Source organism: Streptomyces sp. NPDC031474 (assembly GCF_055581185.1).
In genome coordinates this window covers 186,488-204,479 of the sequence record NZ_JBVIJX010000009.1, presented here as the reverse complement: position 1 = coordinate 204,479, position 17,992 = coordinate 186,488, and the positions used below count along the sequence as shown (strand labels likewise).

Sequence of the window (17,992 nt, the reverse complement as noted above, 5' to 3'; positions counted from 1 at the left end):
TCCAGAGCCGTACATACGAGACCTGTCCCGTTCGCCCTGTCGAACCCCTCCCCGCCCTTTCTCCACAGGTTTGAGAAAGGGCTGTCAGAACTCTCGACAACCCCAGGCGTCGCACCTGATGCTTCGTGTCGGCCGAACGGGACCGGCCTCGACTCGAAGCGGAGAAGCCATGATCCGACGCAGAACACTGCTGGCGGCCACGGGCGGCGCGCTCTTCGGAAGCGCCCTGGCGACGGGCACCGCCCACGCCGACGCGACGATTTCCGTCAATCCGTCGACGACGTACGGCACGTGGGAGGGCTGGGGCACCTCCCTGGCCTGGTGGGCGAACGTCTTCGGCGCCCGGGACGACTTCGCCGACATCTTCTTCACGACCAAGTCGGTGTCCTACAACGGCAGGACCCTCCCCGGCCTCGGCCTCAACATCGCCCGCTACAACCTGGGCGCGTGCAGCTGGAACACGGTGAGCGGCGCGTCGATGGCGGTCTCCGCCAACATCCCCGGGTTCAAGCAGATCGAGGGCTACTGGCAGGACTGGAACAACGAGGACCCGACGTCCTCGGCCTGGGACTGGACGGCGGACGCCAACCAGCGCGCGATGCTGCAGAAGGCGACGTCGCGGGGCGCCACGACGGAGCTCTTCGCCAACTCCCCCATGTGGTGGATGTGCCTGAACCACAACCCGTCGGGCGCCTCGGACGGCGGCAACAACCTCCAGTCCTGGAACTACCGCCAGCACGCGTCGCACCTCGCGGCGGTGGCGCTGTACGCCAAGAACAACTGGGGCGTGAACTTCGCGACGGTCGACCCCTTCAACGAGCCGTCGTCGTCCTGGTGGACGGCGACCGGCACGCAGGAGGGCTGCCACATGGACGCGACCGTCCAGTCGGCCGTACTGCCGTACATGCGCAGCGAGTTGGACAAGCGCGGCCTGACGGGGACGAAGATCTCCGCGTCCGACGAGACGAGCTACGACCTGGCGCGTACGACGTGGAACTCCTTCTCGTCGACGACGAAGGGGTACGTGAACCGGGTCAACGTCCACGGCTACCAGGGCTCGGGCGGCCGCCGCGACCTGCTCTACACGGACGTGGTGACGACGGCCGGCAAGGCCCTGTGGAACTCCGAGACCGGCGACAAGGACGGCACCGGCCTCACGATGGCGAGCAACCTGCTCTACGACTTCCGCTGGCTGCACCCGACGGCGTGGGTCTACTGGCAGGTCATGGACCCGTCGGCGGGCTGGGCGATGATCGCGTACGACCCGAGCACGCTGGCGGCCGGCGCGGTCACGACGAAGTACTACGTGATGGCCCAGTTCAGCCGTCACATCCGCCCCGGCATGACGATCCTCGACACGGGCGTGAGCTACGCGGCGGCGGCGATCGACAACGCGGCGAAGCGCCTGGTGATCGTCGCGGCGAACACCTCGACCTCGGCCCAGACCCTGACCTTCGACCTCTCCCGCTTCACCACGGTGAGCGGCGGATCGGGCGGCCTGGTCCCCCGCTGGAACACGGTGACGAACGGCTCCGGCGACCTCTACACGTCCCACTCGGACATCCACCTGAGCGGCAAGACGATCAGCGTCCCGTTCGCGGCGGGCGCGGTACAGACGCTCCAGGTGGACGGAGTGACGATCTAGACGGCCGGGACGACCGAGACGTTCTAGACGGCCGGGACGACCGGGATGATCGAGACGGCCGAGATGATCGAGTAGTGGCTGTGAGGTGATATGGGCCTCTGGCCTGCAGATACCTCTCTTTCGTCACCGGGCGGCGCTACGGTGTCCCCCATGCGCCCCGACACGCCTGCCGAGAACGTCGACCACACCGCCGAAGCGGCACGCCTGGAGCGGACCGCCGGCCTGTATCCCGAGGACGCCGAAGCCCTGCTGCTGCAGGCCGCGGCCCATCTGGAACTGGCCGGCGACCGCCCCGCCGCCACAACCCTCTACGACCGTCTGCTGTCGGCCCCGGGCGGGCTGGACACCCCCCACCTGGTCCGCGCCCTGAAGGCCTCCAACCTTTGGGAGTACGGCCACGAGGCCGAGGCCCGGGCGATCATCGACGGCATCCGCGCCGCGGCCCCCCGCGACCCGGCCCCCTGGGTGATCGTCGCGGAGTCCCTGGAATCCCACGACGAGCTGGAAGCGGCCCAGAAGACGTTCACCGAGGGCGTCAGCCTGCTCCTGGCGGACGCGCCGGAACCCCCGCACGCGTCACATGCGCTGCTGTTCGGCCGCCACCGGGTCCGCAGGATGCTGGGCGTGGCCCACGACGAGTGGGACCTGCTGGCGGACACCCTCCACTCGCTGCCCGTCTCCCTGGACGAGCTCCACGACCCCAAGCGCGTCTGGTCCCTGGGCTCGGACAACCCGGCGGAACTGGAGGCCGAGATCTCCCGTCTCCGCGCCGAGCTGGGCGCCTACCGGGAGGAGCTGTCCCGCCCGTTCCCGGTGGCGGTCCTGCACTGGCCGGCGGGCGAACTGACGGAGCTGGTGACCGCCTACCCGACGCTGGAGGCGGAGTACCCCTCCCACGAGACCCACCTCGCGACGATAGAGGCCTCACTGAGGGAACTGTCGGCCTCGGGGACGGGCAACCTCGGCATCGTCACGGGCACGGTCCCGTCGTACGAGGCCTTCGCGGCCTCGGAAGCGACCTCCCCGGGCGACGCGGACCTGCTGCCCCAGTACGCGACGACGCTGGCGGCACGGGGACGGGCGGTCGGCTGGCCTCCGGAGCGGGGCGCTGGGTGCTGGTGCGCGTCGGGGACGGCTTACGAGGCGTGCCACGGGGTGGGGGCGTAAAAGGGCTCAGGCGACGCTCGGTCCGTCGGGCCGCAGCGCGTCCGAGATGGACTTGACGCCGCCGTGCGCGCTGAAACCCCCGTCGACGGGGATCTCCGCTCCCGTGATGAAGGAGGACGCGTCGGAGAGCAGGAAGACGATCAGGGGCGCGACGTCGTCGACGGTGCCGCTGCGACCCAGAGGCGTCTCCCGGATGGTCGTCTCACGGAACGCCGGGGTCGCGGCGGCCGTCATCTCCGTCTCGATGTAGCCGGGGTGCACGGTGTTGACCCGGATCCCCCGCGGCCCCAACTCCGTGGCCGCGACCTTCGACACGCCCCGCAGCGCCCACTTGCTGGCGGTGTAGGCCACCGGGTAGTAGCCGGTGTACGCGGTGGACGATCCCACGTTCACGATGGACGAGCCCGGCGGCATCAGCGGCGAGAGGTGCTGAATACCCAGCATCGGCCCGACGGTGTTAACGGCATGAACCCGCCCGAAATCCTCCGGGCTCACTTCCCCGAGCCGGGCCCGATGAATGACGCCGGCGTTGTTGACCAGCCCGTGAATCCGCCCGTACGTCTCACGAAGTTCGGCGGCAAGCGCAGCCCAGTCGCCCTCGCTGGATACGTCGAGGCGTCGGCAGTCGTCGTCTCCCGGGCGGACGTCGGTGGCGATCACCTCGGCACCGGCCAGAGCGAGAGCCTCGGCTTCGGCGGCGCCTTGGCCCCGGGCGGCACCGGTCACCACTACGACCTTGCCGGTCAGGGGGCGGGAGGGCTGGTCGCTTTCGGGGGTGCTGGTCATGGCGGACAACATAGCTTCGGCAGATGACCCAGAGCTCCGACGTAGTCGAAATTTGCTAATTTCATTACGCTTTGTTTCGGATATATCGAATGTCCCCTAAAAAGGCAAACCGTCGGTTAACTTCGGCGAAGGCGGCCGTAGGTACGGCGAGGTCGGGCGTGAGGGGGCTGCATGCTTGTCTGGCAAGCGTGTGCTTGGGGCGGGCTTGGCGTGCTCCTCAACGAAGCGTGGATGCTGTCCCTGCTCCTGTCGAAAGACGCGGGATGGCCATGGAGAACCAAACGAAATAGGAGGTTCAGCCCCTATTTCGGCGCTCTGGCGCTTCGCCTTTTCATGGGCACCGGCGTGCCGTTCCTTTATGCGTCCACGAGTCAGATCTCGGGCCCTCTGGCAGCTGTCACTCTGGGTATCACCGCGCCACTCGCCATTGCTCAACTCGCCGCTCAAGCCCCGCCTCCGCCTGCCCCTGAGCCAAAGCGTGCGCCCCGTCGACTGCCCGTTTCCAGTGCTCTACTGCCCTCCGAGGTCACCGCACCCGAAGAGGGGGCATAAAAAATGGCTGCCAACGACTTCGAACAGTTCCGCCAGGCCCTGGCGGGGCCGCTGTCCGATGCGCGGGCGCCCTTGAGGCCGCGCATCACCTACTGGAGTTGGTTCCGGGCGGCCCTGGCATTCCAGCCCGCACGCCCTCCGCTCTCCGACAGTCTCCTCTCCGACAGGCTCCGATTCGGTTCCGATCTCGTCGACGCCGACCTCGCCGGCGCCCCGTCCGCACGCCCCGGCGCACCTGCACCGCTGTCCGGTCCGGCGGTCAAGCCGTGGCGCAAGGGATGGACACGGCTGCGGCACTCCGGCGTGGCCGCCGCGGTCAGCGCGGCACTCGGCGTGGTGGCCGCCATCGGGTCCACAGGCGGGTACGCGTTGTACCTCCACGCCCAGCAGGGGCACGTGGGCTTCCGGCAGAAGCATTGCGGGACGTCGAACCCGGCACTGGTGACGAGGGCCGGCGGCGAGTGCACGGGCGTCACCGACGGCAGTGACGGTCCCGGCGTCTTCGGTACCGCTCTTGAACCCCTGTTGGCCGCCATGCGCGCCGAGAACAACGAAGCGACCCGAGGCGGCCGCTACGTCACGGTGGCGTTCCTGGCACCGCTGTCCTCACGGGGCACAGCCAAGGGCCAGGCACTGGATCAATTCGCCGCGGAGGCCGAGGGCGCCTATACCGCGGTGGAGCAGGCCAACGCCGCCGACAGCACAGTCAAGATACGTCTCGTTCTGGCCGGCATGGGCAGCGGCGAACGGCACTGGAAGGACGCTGTCGACCAGCTGAAAGACGTAAGGAACCTGGTCGCCGTCACCGGAATGGGACTGGCCCAGGCTGAGTCCGTCGACGCCGCACGCGAGCTGGACGAGGCCGGGATCCCGATGGTCGCCGACCTCATCACCGCTGACGGATTCGACACCACCGGCGCCATCGACGGCAAGGGGTCGTTCAACGGCCTGATCCGCGTCGGCTTCACCAACACGGCCCTGCTCACAGCGGTCGGGAAAGAACTGGCCGGTCAGAAACACACCGCCGCAGTGGTCAGGTCAGTGACCCCCGAGGGAAGTCCGGATCTCTACACCGAGTCCCTTTACCACGACTTCCTCGGCCTGAACGGACTCAAAAAGCATCTCCTCCCCGCAGCGGGATTCACCGTCGACCCCAGCGGCGGCCCGGACTCCTTCCTCAACGTCATCGGGCCACTCTGCGACATCGACCCCGCCATCGACACGGTGTACTTCGCCGCCCGGGAGAAATACCTGCCCGACTTCCTCACCGCGCTCAGCCAACGCCCCTGTCGCCGGCAGCAGATCACGGTCGTCACCGGATCGGGCACAGCGGACCTGCACCTCACCACGGACACCCTGCGCCGCCTCGACGCCTCCATCACCGTGCTCTATGCCTCCCTCCCCACCTCCACCGCTCTGCAAAGCGACTCCAACCGCGACCGCTCCCTGTACGACGACTTCCTGCAAGCCTTCACCCGCGACCATCACGGACAGGCATTCGTCGCCGCCCACGCGACCCTCGGACACTCGGCCGTCCTCGCTCACGACGCCGTCCTGACCGCCGCCACCGCCATCCACAAGGCCGCCACCACAGCCACCGCCCTGCCCAGTCGCTACGCCGTCCGCGACCAGCTCTACACCCTGGCCGACAACGCCGTCCCGGGCGCCGTCGGCCGCTTCGGCATCGACGCCACCGGCAACCGGACCACCGCCCCCGTCACCGTCAACCGTCTGGAGGCCACCCCTTGACCTCCGGCCCGTTGCCGGATTCGTCGGTCTTCCACCCGGGGAGACCTGTTGAATGGCGTGGCTGAAGGTCCGTCACTCGACTGGTCACAGGGGGCTGTGGATGTTGTCGGAAATCTTGGTCGCGCTTGCCGCTTCGGGCGGAACGGCGGTGGTGACGGCGGCGGGAACCGACGCCTGGATCGAGACCAGAACCACGGTGGCCCGGCTCCTGGGCCGAGACGGCCAACGCGAAGAGGTGGTGCTGCAGCGCCTCGACCAGACTGCCGCCGACCTCGCACGAGCAGCCGCCGGCGACGACGCGGAGAGAGTGCTGGTGCGCATACGAGCCGACCAGGCGAGCTCCTGGACGACACGTTTCAGGGACCTGCTCCAGGACCTCCCCGAACGGGAGAGGAACGAGGTCGCCAGGGAGCTTAAGTCGCTGGTCGAGCATGTCCGACGGCACAGTCCGGGCTCCGGCGCCTCGGCCGGGTCCGGCGGTGTCGCAGCCAACGGCGATGTGATCATCGAGGCCACGGGCGGATCGGTGGCTGCCGGCGTGATGCATGTGCAGGGAGGCGTGCACGTGGACCCTCCCAAGCCGGGGGCGGCCCAGGACTGACCGCTCCCGGCTCGTCAGGTCCACAACAGCCAAGCCGCCGCCGTACGTCTTTCGGAAGGCTGCTGCCCGCTTTGGGCTTCGGCGCGCACGACGACGGCGGCCGGACCCCGCGCATCACCGCCCACACCGCCGTCACCGCCTCCCGCGGGGGCGTGGCGATCGGCCACGCCGAGAACGTCGCCATCGCCGAGAGCGTCGCCGGCCGGGACCGGCGCGTACGCCGCTTGCGCATGGTGATCGTGCCCGTCGTGGTGGCGGGCGGCACGATCACGGCCATCGCCCTCCTCCCCGGCCTCCCGGACTCATCCCCCAGATCATCAGGCCCCGAGCGAACTCTCCCGGCGCCCTCTCTGTCGCCCTCCACGTCGGCCTCCCCATCGCCGTCGCCTTCCGGATCACCGCCCGCCACCCGCTCCCCATCGGCCCCGGCCGCCGGCGCGAGCGGCGGCTCCGCGGAGCCCGTGGTCCAGCCCGTACAGACCAGGACCAAGCCCAGGTCCAACACGGGGAGCACGCCCGACGCGGGGACACCGCCCCCCGCGAAGTCCGAGTCCGCCGCACTCTCCCCGGGGTCCGTGTCGACCCTCCGAAACGCCTCCAACGACCAGTGCGTGTACGGCAGCGACGGCGACGTCTACCCCGGCTTCGGAACCTGCAGTTCCAGCGACGCCTACACATGGACGCTGCGCTCCACCGGCGGCGGCACCTTCGAACTGGTCAACCGCGCAAGCGGAAAATGCCTGTCGGCGCCCTTCAACAACGACTACACGACCCAGCTGGAAGCCTGCGACGCCCCAGGAGGAACCGGCTACGTCAAATGGAGCCTCGGAACCGCCACCGCGGCGGGCCAGACCCTGAAGAACACCAACACCGGCCACTGCCTGGAGATCGCCACCCCATCCTTCGGCGGCACCAAGCAGGTCATGGTGACGACCTGCAACAGCACCCGCAGGGAACAGCTATGGAAATAGGCCACAGCCACCCCCGACCACTGACCACGCTGCGGGACCGGGGCTCAGCGGCGTGTCCGAGGTTCATGGTCAACCTAGCTTCGGTAGGTGACCGGGGTTGGTCTCTCCGTTCCCGACTGTCGAGGCGAAACCTGCGGACAGGACTTGAGCGACGCCTCAGACACGCCGGCAGAATGTTTCTGTGTCCGGCGCCATCCCATCCTCCCCCTCCGTCTCTGCCCGCATGAGCCGCCAAGGCTCCCGCGATACGGCCCCAGAGATCGCTGTCCGACGTCTGCTGCATAGCGCGGGTCTTCGCTACCGAGTCAACGTGCCTGTACCTGGTATGCCCCGCCGAACCATCGACATTGTCTTCAGCAAAGCCAAGATCGCGATCTTTCTGGACGGTTGCTTCTGGCACGGCTGCCCCGAACACGCAACGCATCCGAAGGCGAACGCGGAGTGGTGGCGAATCAAGCTCGACAAGAACATGACTCGCGATTTCGAAACCACCGCGCACCTGACCGCCGAGGGGTGGACCGTGCTGCGCTTCTGGGAGCACGAGTCGGCTACAGACGTCGCCGACCGCATCGCCGTCTCGTTGATGTCCAAGCAGTCGCCCCCAGCGAGGCCCGGCCCCTCCGTCGACGTCACCGAGAGTGAAGATTCCGACAACCAATCGTGACTTTGTTTCACTTATCAACAACCCACCTCAACCAATAATGTGTATGGAGTTGTGCAAGTGGGGTGCCGACCTGCACCTCGGAGTGATCTGCCATGCCGGCAGATCTCTACCGTCGGTCGGCGTGACTAGCGAGAGCGGGGGCGGTCAAGTCCTGTGACTGACGAATTCGATGACATGTACGAGACGTTCAAGGCGATCTTGGACGCCTTTCCCCCGTCGGAGGCCGTGAAGCGACTGGAGCTGATGGGCGTCCGCGAGGAGGTCATCCAGCAGATCCGCGATCGTCACGAGCAGCAGACGATACGGATCAAGGAGCTCGAGGAACCTCACACCGTCGTCCTTGGTAACCGTGACACCTGGTACACCGGCCCTCAGCCGAAGGACAAGTGCTGGCCCGCGATCGAAGACCTGCTGCTTAAGGACGGCTGGTCCAAGGGGACGGCCCTCCGGAACCTGGACGACTCCTCCACGCGGGTCGTCTCGCTGCTGAACCATCCGAAGGAAAAGGCGTTCTCCACACGGGGTCTCGTGGTCGGCTACGTCCAGTCCGGGAAGACGACGAACTTCACGTCGGTCATGGCCAAGGCTGCCGACCGGGGCTACAAGCTGTTCATTGTTCTTGCGGGCATTCACAACGGCCTTCGTCGTCAGACGCAGGCTCGCTTGGTTCAGCAGTTGGTCGAGCCCAACCCCTCGCTGTGGTCCCAACTTACCGATCTCGACAAGGACTTCACCCCGACGGCGAATCCAGCCTCATACTTCGGGAAGAGCAACAAGACGCACGTGCTGTGCGTGGTGAAGAAGAACGCGACCGTACTGCGCAAGCTCGCTCTGTGGCTCGACAAGGCAGCGGACTATTTGAAGGACTGTCCGGCGCTGATCATCGACGATGAGGCGGACCAGGCCACTGTTGCGACGAAGTCCATCAATCCGCTGATCCTCAGCATGATGAAGAGCCTGCCGCGTTCCGCTTACGTGGGATACACGGCGTCGCCGTTCGCCAACCTGCTGATCGATCCGAGCGCCGAGGACCTCTACCCGCGGGACTTCGTCGTCAACCTTCCCAAGCCGGAAGGGCACTTCGGTACCGAGGTACTGTTCGGGCGCTACGCACTCGACGGCGAAGACGCCGACCAGGTCGACGACGGCCACGACATGATCCGGTCCGTGCCGGAGGACGACATACCATGCGTGCGCCCCGAGACGAAGGCCGACGTCGAAGGCTTTGAGCCCGTCATCACCGACACACTCCGCAGAGCGGTCGAGTACTTCTGGCTTGCGACGGCCGCTCGCCGCGTTCGCCGCTCTGGCAATCCGCACAGCACGATGCTGATCCACACCAGCGTCAACACGTCCGTGCACAACAGCTTCGAGCGACCGCTGCAGCACCTGCTGAAACGAGCCGCGCAGACCATGACGGACGCGGTCTTCCTCTCCCGACTGCGTGATCTCTGGGATCAGGAGACGGCCCGCGTCCCGGCCGAAGACTTCGGCGAAACGAAGGTGCCGTTCGAGGACCTGGTGCCCGAACTCCCGGGGGTTCTCCGCAGTTGCCGCATCGTCATGGACAACTCCAGTAGCGAGGCTCGTCTCGACTACGAAAACGGTCCGGTCGTGGCAATAGCCGTGGGAGGCAACACCCTCTCGCGCGGACTCACCCTCGAAGGCCTGTCGGTCAGCTATTTCGTGCGTGCCGTCTCCGCATACGACACTCTGCTGCAGATGGGCCGATGGTTCGGCTTCCGGAACGGCTACGCCGACCTGCCCCGCATCTGGATGACCGACGAACTGGCCGAGTGGTTCCGGCACCTGGCCACGGTCGAGACCGAGATGCGCCGCGACATCGACATCTACATAACCGAGTCCGAGACGCCCCTCACCTTCGCCGTCCGTCTGCGTACCCACCCTGCTCTGCGGGTGACTGCGGCCGCCAAAATGCGCGATGCGGTCACCGCCGCTTCCTCATACGGAGGCAAGCGGGTTCAGACCCACTACTTCCACACCAACGCCGACTGGCTCCGTGGAAACACGACCGCTGCGCGGGAATTGGTCACTGCCGCGCTCTCGAATGCCGTCAGGGTGGAGAACCGGTCGGCCGAGAGTCGCTACATCTTCCGCGACGTGCCGTACGACGTCGTGACCGACTTCCTGGCCTCCTACAAGTTCCACGAGAAGTCACCCGAAAACGATGCGGACCTGATCAGCGGCTACATCCGAAAGCGGGTCACAGCCGGCTCGCTGCGCCGGTGGAACATCGCGATTGTCGGCAGCTCCGCAGGAGAGCCCTTCGAGTTCGTGCCCGGCGTATCCGTCGGGCGCAACCTCCGTAGCCGCGTTGCCACGACCAACCCCGCTCCGGACTTCGCCGACATCAAGACCCTCATGAGCCGCCGTGATGCCGCCGTGGACCTGGCAGGAGACACGGCGAAGCTCACCGAGAAGGGCATCATCGACGAACGTCGGGTCCAGCTTCCGGCCACAGGCCTGTTGGTTCTGTATCCGATCGACAAGACGTCCGAGCCCGGTCCGGGAAAGAAGCTGCGTTCCCCTCTGAACGCGGAGGAGGACGTGATCGGCGTCGGCCTCGTCTTTCCGGAACCGCAGCACGGGGACAGCACGGTGCAGAAGTACATCTCCGCGCACCTGTCGGGTGTTCGTTTGGAGGACGAGGACCTCAGCCTCCTCGAAGGTGAAGACGCATGAGCGCCAACGACTTCCGCGACGTTGTCGAGGAGCATTGGGCCGCGCTCGAAGCAGCGCCGACCAGCGGCGAGCGTCGCCTCCGCGTCTCACAGCTTCCGGTGGTGACCGAACAAGGTGCCTTGGTGGCAGCGGTCGATCACGACGGATTCCGCCACGTGCTCGTGCCTGTGCACTCGAATTTGAAGATTCGTTCCGGCCTCGACGGTCCTGTCCTCCACTTGCGTAAACGCCCCCTGGAGGATGAGGAGACGTATCAGACGTACGCCGATCTCGCGTGCCTGCGCACGGACCTGAATGACCTGTTCACAGAGCTGTGCGCGGACATATTGGATGCGGCGGAGGAACTGCCGAACAATCCGGCAAAGGCGCTCTATCGGGTCCTCGACCGCTGGAAGGCTCTGTTCCAACCGCAGGGAGTCGTGCTGGGCCCCGAACAGCTCGCGGGCCTTTTCGGGGAACTGCTGGTACTCGACCGACTCCTGCAGTTGGACTCCAGCGCGCATCGCCTCTGGCACGGACCAGAAGGTCACCACCACGACTTCACCGCCGGAAAACTCGCTGTCGAAGTGAAGACGAGCGTAAAAGGAGAAGGCCGAAGGCCACGCGTTCATGGGCTCGACCAACTCGATGCCCCGGCGGGTGGGAACCTCTGCCTGGCCTGGTTCCGCCTCCATCGCACCATCGGCGGCAGTTCGGGGATCGGCTTCTTGGATTTGCTCGAACAGACGCTTCGATCCTGTGACGACGAAAGCACCCTCCTCGAACTTCTCGCCCAGGCCGGTTATCGGTCCATCGATGCCGAGCGGTATCGCGATGCGCGATTCGTCGTCGATGAGGAGCGATGGTACGAAGTGACCGCCGACTTCCCCTCGTTGACCGGCCGGGCGCTCATCGCGGCAGGCGTACCGATTTCCGTTCTCGACGTCGAGTACACCATCGACCTGTCCGGTGAGGCTCCGGCCCCCATGGCGCCCGACGCGGTGTCCCGGACGATCGACCGCATGATCCAGGAGTCGGCGTGACGGAACCCCGCTGGTTCTCCCAGCCCTACCCTCCGGAAGGCGCGAGCGCCGCTGAAGGCATTCGCAATCAGCTCGGTCGGCCCGAGCTCGATCTGCTCACCATCCTGGTGCGCGAGTCGGCCCAGAACAGTTGGGATGCCCGGCTCGAGCGGTCCTCGGCTCCCGTGGACTACCGCATCGACATGTGGACCGTCGGACCGGCCCACGCCGGTGCATGGCGAGAGCTCCTGCAGGCAGGGGCTCCGACCAACACCGAGCACTTTCCGCTTCGCGACACGCTCAAGCGGGGCCCCGTCCGAGTTCTGTCCGTGTCCGATCGTGGCACCCGCGGGCTGGGCGGCCCAACGCGAGCCGACAATGCCGTGGGGCCCGACCGTGACTTCGTCTCCTTTATCCGCAACATCGGCGAACCACGCGACACGGCGCTCGGCGGCGGCACCTACGGCTTCGGCAAAGGCATTTTCTACCTGCTGTCCAGGCCTGGGACCGTCATCGTCCATTCCCGCTGCCGAACCGCTGCGGGCGGACACGAAACACGTCTCATCGGCTGCTCCCTCTGGAAAAGCTACGTTGCGGCGGAATCCGACGGCGGGCGTCGCTACACCGGTCGACACTGGTGGGGCGATATGTCGGGCGAAGTGGTCGAGCCGCTGGTGGGCGCGGAGGCGGAAGCCGTGGCTCAGCGCCTCGGCCTCAAGACCTTCGGGCCGGAGGAGACCGGCACGACGGTCGTTGTAGTGGATCCGAATCTGGACGACCTCGAGCCTTCGGAGGCGGCCGACTATCTGGGCGACACCATCGCCTGGCATCTGTGGCCCAAAATGATCTCCAGCGCGGGTAGCCCACCTGCCATGCGATTCTCCGTGGCCTACGACGGAGTTCAGCACCCGGTACCCGATCCGCGCACCATGCGTCCTCTCAACATGTTCGTCGCGGCATACGAGACGATGGTCGGCCCGGCTGGCAGCGACCTGGAATGTCATAAGCCCAAGAAACACCTCGGGCGACTCGGCCTGGTGAAGCGCATCATGCCCTCGCTGGAGCCCACGCGCGCCTCCCGCATGCTGGATATCGAGGACCTGATCCATCACGTCTGCCTGATGCGCCCTGCGGAGTTGGTCGTCACGTATCACGCCGGGCCCAAGCCACCGAGCGCAAATCAAGGCTATGCCGGGGTGTTCAGGGCCGATGAAGCCATGGACGAGGTGTATGCCAAGGCCGAGCCGCCGACTCATGACGCCTGGCACCCGCAGTCCCTCGACAGGCCCGAAAGCACCTACGTACAAACGACGTTCCGGCGCATCGGCGAAGGCCTGGACCAGTTGCTTTCTCTGAGCGGCACCGCGCGCCCCGGTGCCAGTAACGTCGCGCTGGGAGCGGCCAGTTCGCTCTTTTCGGGATTGGTCGGGGGAGCCTGGGGCATCGGTGGAGGCACCGCCTATTCCAAACCGGGCAGCACCATGACGAGTGCGTTCAGGTCGTCCCGCGCCGAGGACACCGCAACGCACGAGGCCGTCGGCGGTCGACGTCCCCCGACAGGGCTCGCGGACCAGACCGACCTCGACAGCGCACACCCTGCTGAGGGCTTCGGCCACGACGGCCGGCCGGCCGCAGAAACATCGGACGGTGGCGCCCTCGACGCTCCACGTCGTCGTCCCCGAGTGCATTACGTCGGCGACCCCTACTACGACGACCGCGGAGACACCTCCGTGCTGGTTCAGGAGTTCCGACTGCCCGTGCCCGGACCTCAGCGCGTACGCATCGACCTGGCGGTCACGCTGCCCGGCACCGGCGGGCGAGAGACCGATCCCCCGATCGGGGCGAGCATGCCCGTACTGATCGGTTGGGAGGACGCCACCGGACGGATCCACACCTCCGATCCGCAAATGATCGAAGGCGGCGAGGCCGTCTGGCGTGCCATGGTAAGGCCTGCTCCGGACACCATGACCGAGATCGGCATCAAGGTCGAGGCGGTGAGGGCTTCGTGACGCGACGCGTTCTTCCCTACCGCGCCCCAACCGAGGACGTCGTGGCACCGGGCCCCTGGCGCCTGGTGACCGAAGACGGCGAGGTGGCCCTGCCCGAGGCCTTGCCCGACTGGGACTACCAAATGGACGTGCACGTACGCAGGTCCCTCCGTGTCGACCTGGACCGGGTCCGGCAGCAAACGGGGCTGTCGGCCCACGCCGCACTCATGCTGTCGGTGGTCTGGACTGCCACAGGTTCCAACCTCAGCGGCCCTGCCAAGCATATGCGCCTGTCCGAAGCCGGTACGAGGGCAGTCGAAGTCGATGTCCGGTTGCGTGGTGCCGACCTCGGTGGCCTATTGCTCCTGGACACCGCACTCGTGCTCGCCGAACGCATCAACGACGCACGGCCTTCCTCACCTAGGCGAGCGGGATCCGTGCTGTGGAGCGATCGCGAGGCCCTTCGCCTGCAGGGCGACGCTCCACAGTTCCCCATGGCCGTGATCGACTTCGCGCGAACGTCATTCCCGCAGGACGCTGCCTGGCACCTGCAAATCAGTGGGGGCCTGGAAAGCGCCACCATGGGTGCCCTGCTGCTCCTCGTCAACGAGCAGAACACGGTGACCGCCACGGCATTTCAGAACGCCGGCAAGCCTCGCCCCGTGGATCGGATCGTTCTGTCGGCGGTGTACGCGGATGCCGCCCGGGTCATGGTCGAGCACGCGCTGGCACATGAAGAGTTCGTCGAGGACATGGACTTCCCTGACGGTTCGCTGGGCGCCACCCTGCTGAGCTTGTTCGACCAGCTCTTCCCAGGTCAGTCGATCACCGACGTACGCCTCCGTCACCGCCAGTCGCCGGCCCTGTTCTCGTCGGATCTGCAGGCCGCCGTCAAGATCTTCGAGGTGTCATGATGAGCTTCCTCTACCCTCGACTCCTCGCCGAACAGGCAAGGCCCCTTTTCGAGGAGTACCAGCACCTCACACCGGCCGACCTGTCCCGACGCATCGCCCTCACGCACGACTCCGCGGTGTACGTGGCCACGGGCGGAGACCGAGTCTCTTCCGGTCAGCTCCGCGAACTGCGGGAAGGCGTGCTGGAACTCGCGAAGCGCGCCGGCTTCCCCCACGAGTCCGACCGTGCGCGCAATGCCGAGTTCGACCTTCGACTGGCCGCGCTGCTGCACGGAGAGATGGGCATGGTGCCCGCCGAAGCCGCATCCCGGGATGCCTGGGCCTTCCTCGCTCTCGTCGTTCTTCCCGATGTCGCGTTCTGGCGCTATCCGCAACCGCCCAAGGACCGGGTCCTCGGCACCGACCTCACCCGGCACGTCTTCGGCCGTCTGTGGTGGCGGGCACAGCTCGTACGAGCGCCGGAGGAGTCGGAGCCGTACCGCGCCCTCGAGATCCTCGGTGAGGCTGCCTTCGACCAGATTTACGCGCGCCGCGCCGCACTGGGCGGAAGTCCTCACCTGGTGAGGGCGATCCTGCGGGTATGGAAAGACCTCGACGTCGCCGGCCTGAATGAGCGCGAAACCCTCCGTGACTTCCTGAAGCGGCTGCTCCGGCTCGCCCCGTTCGTCTTGTTCGACGGAATCGAGGAGCACGCTCTCGACGGCGAGTTGCGAGCGGTCGCCCAGGAGTCGGTGGACGCCCAGCGCCCCAGATCCGCACCGAACGCGACCCAGGTCGTTTCGGATCCGCCGGCTTCCGCCAGCGCAGTCGGGCCCGCTCCCATTTCTGCCTCCCCCGACGAGGAGCCGCCACTTTCCCAAAAAACACCGCCGGCTTCCCCCGAAATCCGACGATTCAGGTCCATGGAGATCTGTGCGGGAGCAGGAGGACAGGCACTCGGCCTCGAACGCGCCGGATTCGACCCGGTGCTGCTCATCGACAGCAAGGCGGACGCCTGTTTCTCGATCGACCTCAACCGACCGGCTTGGGATGTCGTGTGCATGGACGTGGCCCAATTCAGCCCGCGCATGCGACCCGACGCCACCGACCTCGATCTCATCAGCGGCGGACTGCCACGCGTGAAGTCGTCGGCGACAGTCGGGCGGGCGGAAGACACGGAGGAACGCCGGGTCCTGCGCGCGGCGATCAGCCTAGCGTGCGGCATCGGGCCGAAGGCCGTACTCTTCGAAAACGTCCCTGATCTGGTCGACGCACCGGATTTTGCTGCGGATCGGGCCTGGATCGACCACGAGCTGAACCAGGCCGGCTACCGCACCAGTTGGAAGATCCTGAACGCCTCGGACTTCGGCGTCCCCCAAAACCGAAAGAGCGGCTTTCTGGTCGCCCTACGAGAGCCGTATTTCGGGCGGTTCTCGTGGCCCCTGCCGAATGACGACCCGCCGCCCACAGTGGGAGAGGTCCTCGGCGCTTCCATGTCTGCCGGAGGTTGGCCAGGTGCCGCACGTTGGATCAAGAACGCCAATCGGGTCGCCCCGGCCCTCGTCGGTGGCTCCGACCGCAGAGGCGGAGCCGACCTCGGCCCGACAGGCAGCAAGAAGGCGTGGGCCGCACTCGGAGTCAACGGCAACAGCCTCGGGGACGAGCCGCCCGGGGCCGACTTCCCCGTGGACGAGCTGCCCAAGCTGACCGTCGACCAGGCCGCGACAATCCAGTCCTTCCCCGATCATTGGAAGCTCTTCGGCGGCAAGACGTCCAGGTATCGTCAAGTGGGTCACGCGATGCCGCCTCCACTGGCCACCGCCGTCGGCCAGTCCCTCGCAACCGCACTCCGAAGCTAAGATCGCCCTATGCTCACGCCCCGTTCCGTCACCCCCGAACCCATCACCGTCGTCGACCTCTTCAGTGGCTGCGGGGGCTTCACCCAGGGGTTCCACGAGTTTCGCGCCCCAGGGAAGCAGGGTGCCGGGCCCCTCTTTCACAGCATCGCGGCCGTCGAACACAACCGTGCCGCAGCGGCCACATACGCAGTGAACTTCGGGGAGCTTCGCAAGGACAGGCGGGTGCCGGCAGCTCGCGTGCATGTCGGAGACATCGAGGACTGGGAGCCGACTCCGGAGGCACTGCACGCGGACGTCGTCGTCGGGGGTCCTCCGTGCCAGGGCTTCTCAGCCTTGAACCGCGCGAAAAAGGGCACCGAACGCAACCGCCTGTGGGAAGAGTACGTTCGCATCGTGGCGGAAATCCGCCCGAAGGTCTTCGTCATCGAAAATGTGGACCGCTTCCTGAAGTCGGACGAATTTCGGAACCTCCTCAACGAGGTGAAGGAGGGTGGCAAGCTCGCCGAGTATCGACTGGTCGATCCCCCCGGCTACGAGCCCACCGATTCCGAGGAAGAAAAGAACAAGCGCTACCTCCTCAACGCTGCCGACTATGGTGCCGCGCAGGCTCGCCGCAGAGCTATCGTCATCGGAGTTCGGCGCGATGCCGAAAACGGCCACACGATGGCATATCCGGTCAAGTCACACTTCCGTCGGCCGAAAAATGGGTCCGCTCCAGCAAGTCGACCGATAGATGGTGTCGATGCGGGCATTTCGTACTGGGAGACCGTGGATGACATCTTCCGCGAGTCCTCCAAGCGCGCACTTGGAGAACTTCCAGACACGAAGAAGTTCGTGCCCGAGCTGACGGCCGAGCTGCCCGGTATCTTCAACACTGAAGATCTTCACTTCGGCCGAAACCCGGAGGCGCTCTCCCTGGCCCGATACGGCGCCATTCCTGCTGGCGGGAACCGCAAGCACCTCAGTGGCCGTTGGTACACCCAGGATGAATTCGGCGAATTCAAGTACTTCAACACAAAGAATCCCCCCGGCGTGCGGACCGCTGTCGGCTATCTCTCGACCGACAGTTGGGACAAGCACAACTCCGGAACCGGCGACGTCATGGGCAGGCTCCGCCTCGGCGAACCATCGGTGACCATCCGCACGGAATTCTTCAAGCCCGAGAAGGGGCGCTACCTTCACCCGTCAGAGGATCGCCCCATCACACATTTCGAGGCGGCCCGCATCCAAGGCTTCCCCGTAGAATTTCGATGGTGTGGCACGAAGACGGAGATTGCCACCCAGATCGGGAATGCAGTACCCATTTCGCTGGGGAAGGCTATCGCGGCGGCAATTCACGCCTATCTGCGCGCCTGATTCGGGTAGCGCGGTTCGCCGGGCTTACTCGTCCGAAGACCGACTCGCGGCGCATCG

Annotated in this window: 13 protein-coding genes; 12 read left to right on the top strand and 1 reads right to left on the bottom strand. The window is 66.4% G+C overall.

Annotated features, from left to right (window positions below; genetic code table 11):
* Nucleotides 1-169 precede the first annotated feature (169 nt).
* Both ACZ5SK_RS20345 and ACZ5SK_RS20340 read left to right on the top strand, forming a co-directional pair.
* Entirely contained in the window at nt 170-1,645 is a 1,476-nt protein-coding gene (locus ACZ5SK_RS20345; protein WP_468576383.1) for a glycoside hydrolase, read from the top strand.
* A 150-nt stretch (nt 1,646-1,795) separates the two neighbouring features.
* On the top strand, nt 1,796-2,812 hold the full coding sequence (locus ACZ5SK_RS20340) for a hypothetical protein (protein ID WP_361700890.1): 1,017 nt from the start codon (nt 1,796-1,798) through the stop codon (nt 2,810-2,812).
* A gap of 6 nt (nt 2,813-2,818) precedes the next feature.
* Here the strand turns inward: ACZ5SK_RS20340 and ACZ5SK_RS20335 are convergent, their stop codons facing one another.
* Nucleotides 2,819-3,598 carry an SDR family NAD(P)-dependent oxidoreductase gene (locus ACZ5SK_RS20335; RefSeq protein WP_334579593.1) on the bottom strand — a complete coding sequence of 260 codons (780 nt, stop codon included), beginning with the start codon at nt 3,596-3,598 and terminating at the stop codon, nt 2,819-2,821.
* Nucleotides 3,599-4,153: 555 nt separating this feature from the next.
* Between ACZ5SK_RS20335 and ACZ5SK_RS20330 the strand changes: the two genes are divergently transcribed.
* From ACZ5SK_RS20330 to ACZ5SK_RS20285, 10 genes are all read left to right on the top strand, one after another.
* Nucleotides 4,154-5,899, top strand: a complete 1,746-nt coding sequence (locus ACZ5SK_RS20330) for an ABC transporter substrate-binding protein (protein WP_334579592.1) — start codon at nt 4,154-4,156, stop codon at nt 5,897-5,899.
* Between the two features lie 100 nt (nt 5,900-5,999).
* Nucleotides 6,000-6,500, top strand: a complete 501-nt coding sequence (locus tag ACZ5SK_RS20325) for a hypothetical protein (RefSeq protein WP_334579591.1) — start codon at nt 6,000-6,002, stop codon at nt 6,498-6,500.
* Between the two features lie 71 nt (nt 6,501-6,571).
* Nucleotides 6,572-7,471: an RICIN domain-containing protein gene (locus tag ACZ5SK_RS20320; RefSeq protein WP_334579590.1), complete on the top strand. Its 900-nt coding sequence runs from the start codon at nt 6,572-6,574 to the stop codon at nt 7,469-7,471.
* A gap of 223 nt (nt 7,472-7,694) precedes the next feature.
* Nucleotides 7,695-8,135: a very short patch repair endonuclease gene (locus ACZ5SK_RS20315; RefSeq protein WP_334581328.1), complete on the top strand. Its 441-nt coding sequence runs from the start codon at nt 7,695-7,697 to the stop codon at nt 8,133-8,135.
* Between the two features lie 153 nt (nt 8,136-8,288).
* Nucleotides 8,289-10,838 carry a Z1 domain-containing protein gene (locus ACZ5SK_RS20310; RefSeq protein WP_334579589.1) on the top strand — a complete coding sequence of 850 codons (2,550 nt, stop codon included), beginning with the start codon at nt 8,289-8,291 and terminating at the stop codon, nt 10,836-10,838.
* Complete coding sequence (locus ACZ5SK_RS20305; RefSeq protein ID WP_334579588.1) at nt 10,835-11,860, top strand: PD-(D/E)XK motif protein; 1,026 nt, start codon at nt 10,835-10,837, stop codon at nt 11,858-11,860. The genes ACZ5SK_RS20310 and ACZ5SK_RS20305 overlap by 4 nt, the downstream gene beginning before the upstream one ends.
* Entirely contained in the window at nt 11,857-13,848 is a 1,992-nt protein-coding gene (locus tag ACZ5SK_RS20300) for a hypothetical protein (RefSeq protein ID WP_334579587.1), read from the top strand. Before ACZ5SK_RS20305 ends, ACZ5SK_RS20300 begins: the two co-directional genes overlap by 4 nt.
* On the top strand, nt 13,845-14,741 hold the full coding sequence (locus ACZ5SK_RS20295) for a hypothetical protein (protein ID WP_334579586.1): 897 nt from the start codon (nt 13,845-13,847) through the stop codon (nt 14,739-14,741). The genes ACZ5SK_RS20300 and ACZ5SK_RS20295 overlap by 4 nt, the downstream gene beginning before the upstream one ends.
* Nucleotides 14,741-16,579 (top strand): DNA cytosine methyltransferase, encoded by a 1,839-nt coding sequence (locus tag ACZ5SK_RS20290; protein WP_334579585.1) that lies wholly within the window; start codon nt 14,741-14,743, stop codon nt 16,577-16,579. Before ACZ5SK_RS20295 ends, ACZ5SK_RS20290 begins: the two co-directional genes overlap by 1 nt.
* A 9-nt stretch (nt 16,580-16,588) precedes the next feature.
* On the top strand, nt 16,589-17,935 hold the full coding sequence (locus tag ACZ5SK_RS20285) for a DNA cytosine methyltransferase (protein ID WP_334579584.1): 1,347 nt from the start codon (nt 16,589-16,591) through the stop codon (nt 17,933-17,935).
* Nucleotides 17,936-17,992 lie beyond the last annotated feature (57 nt).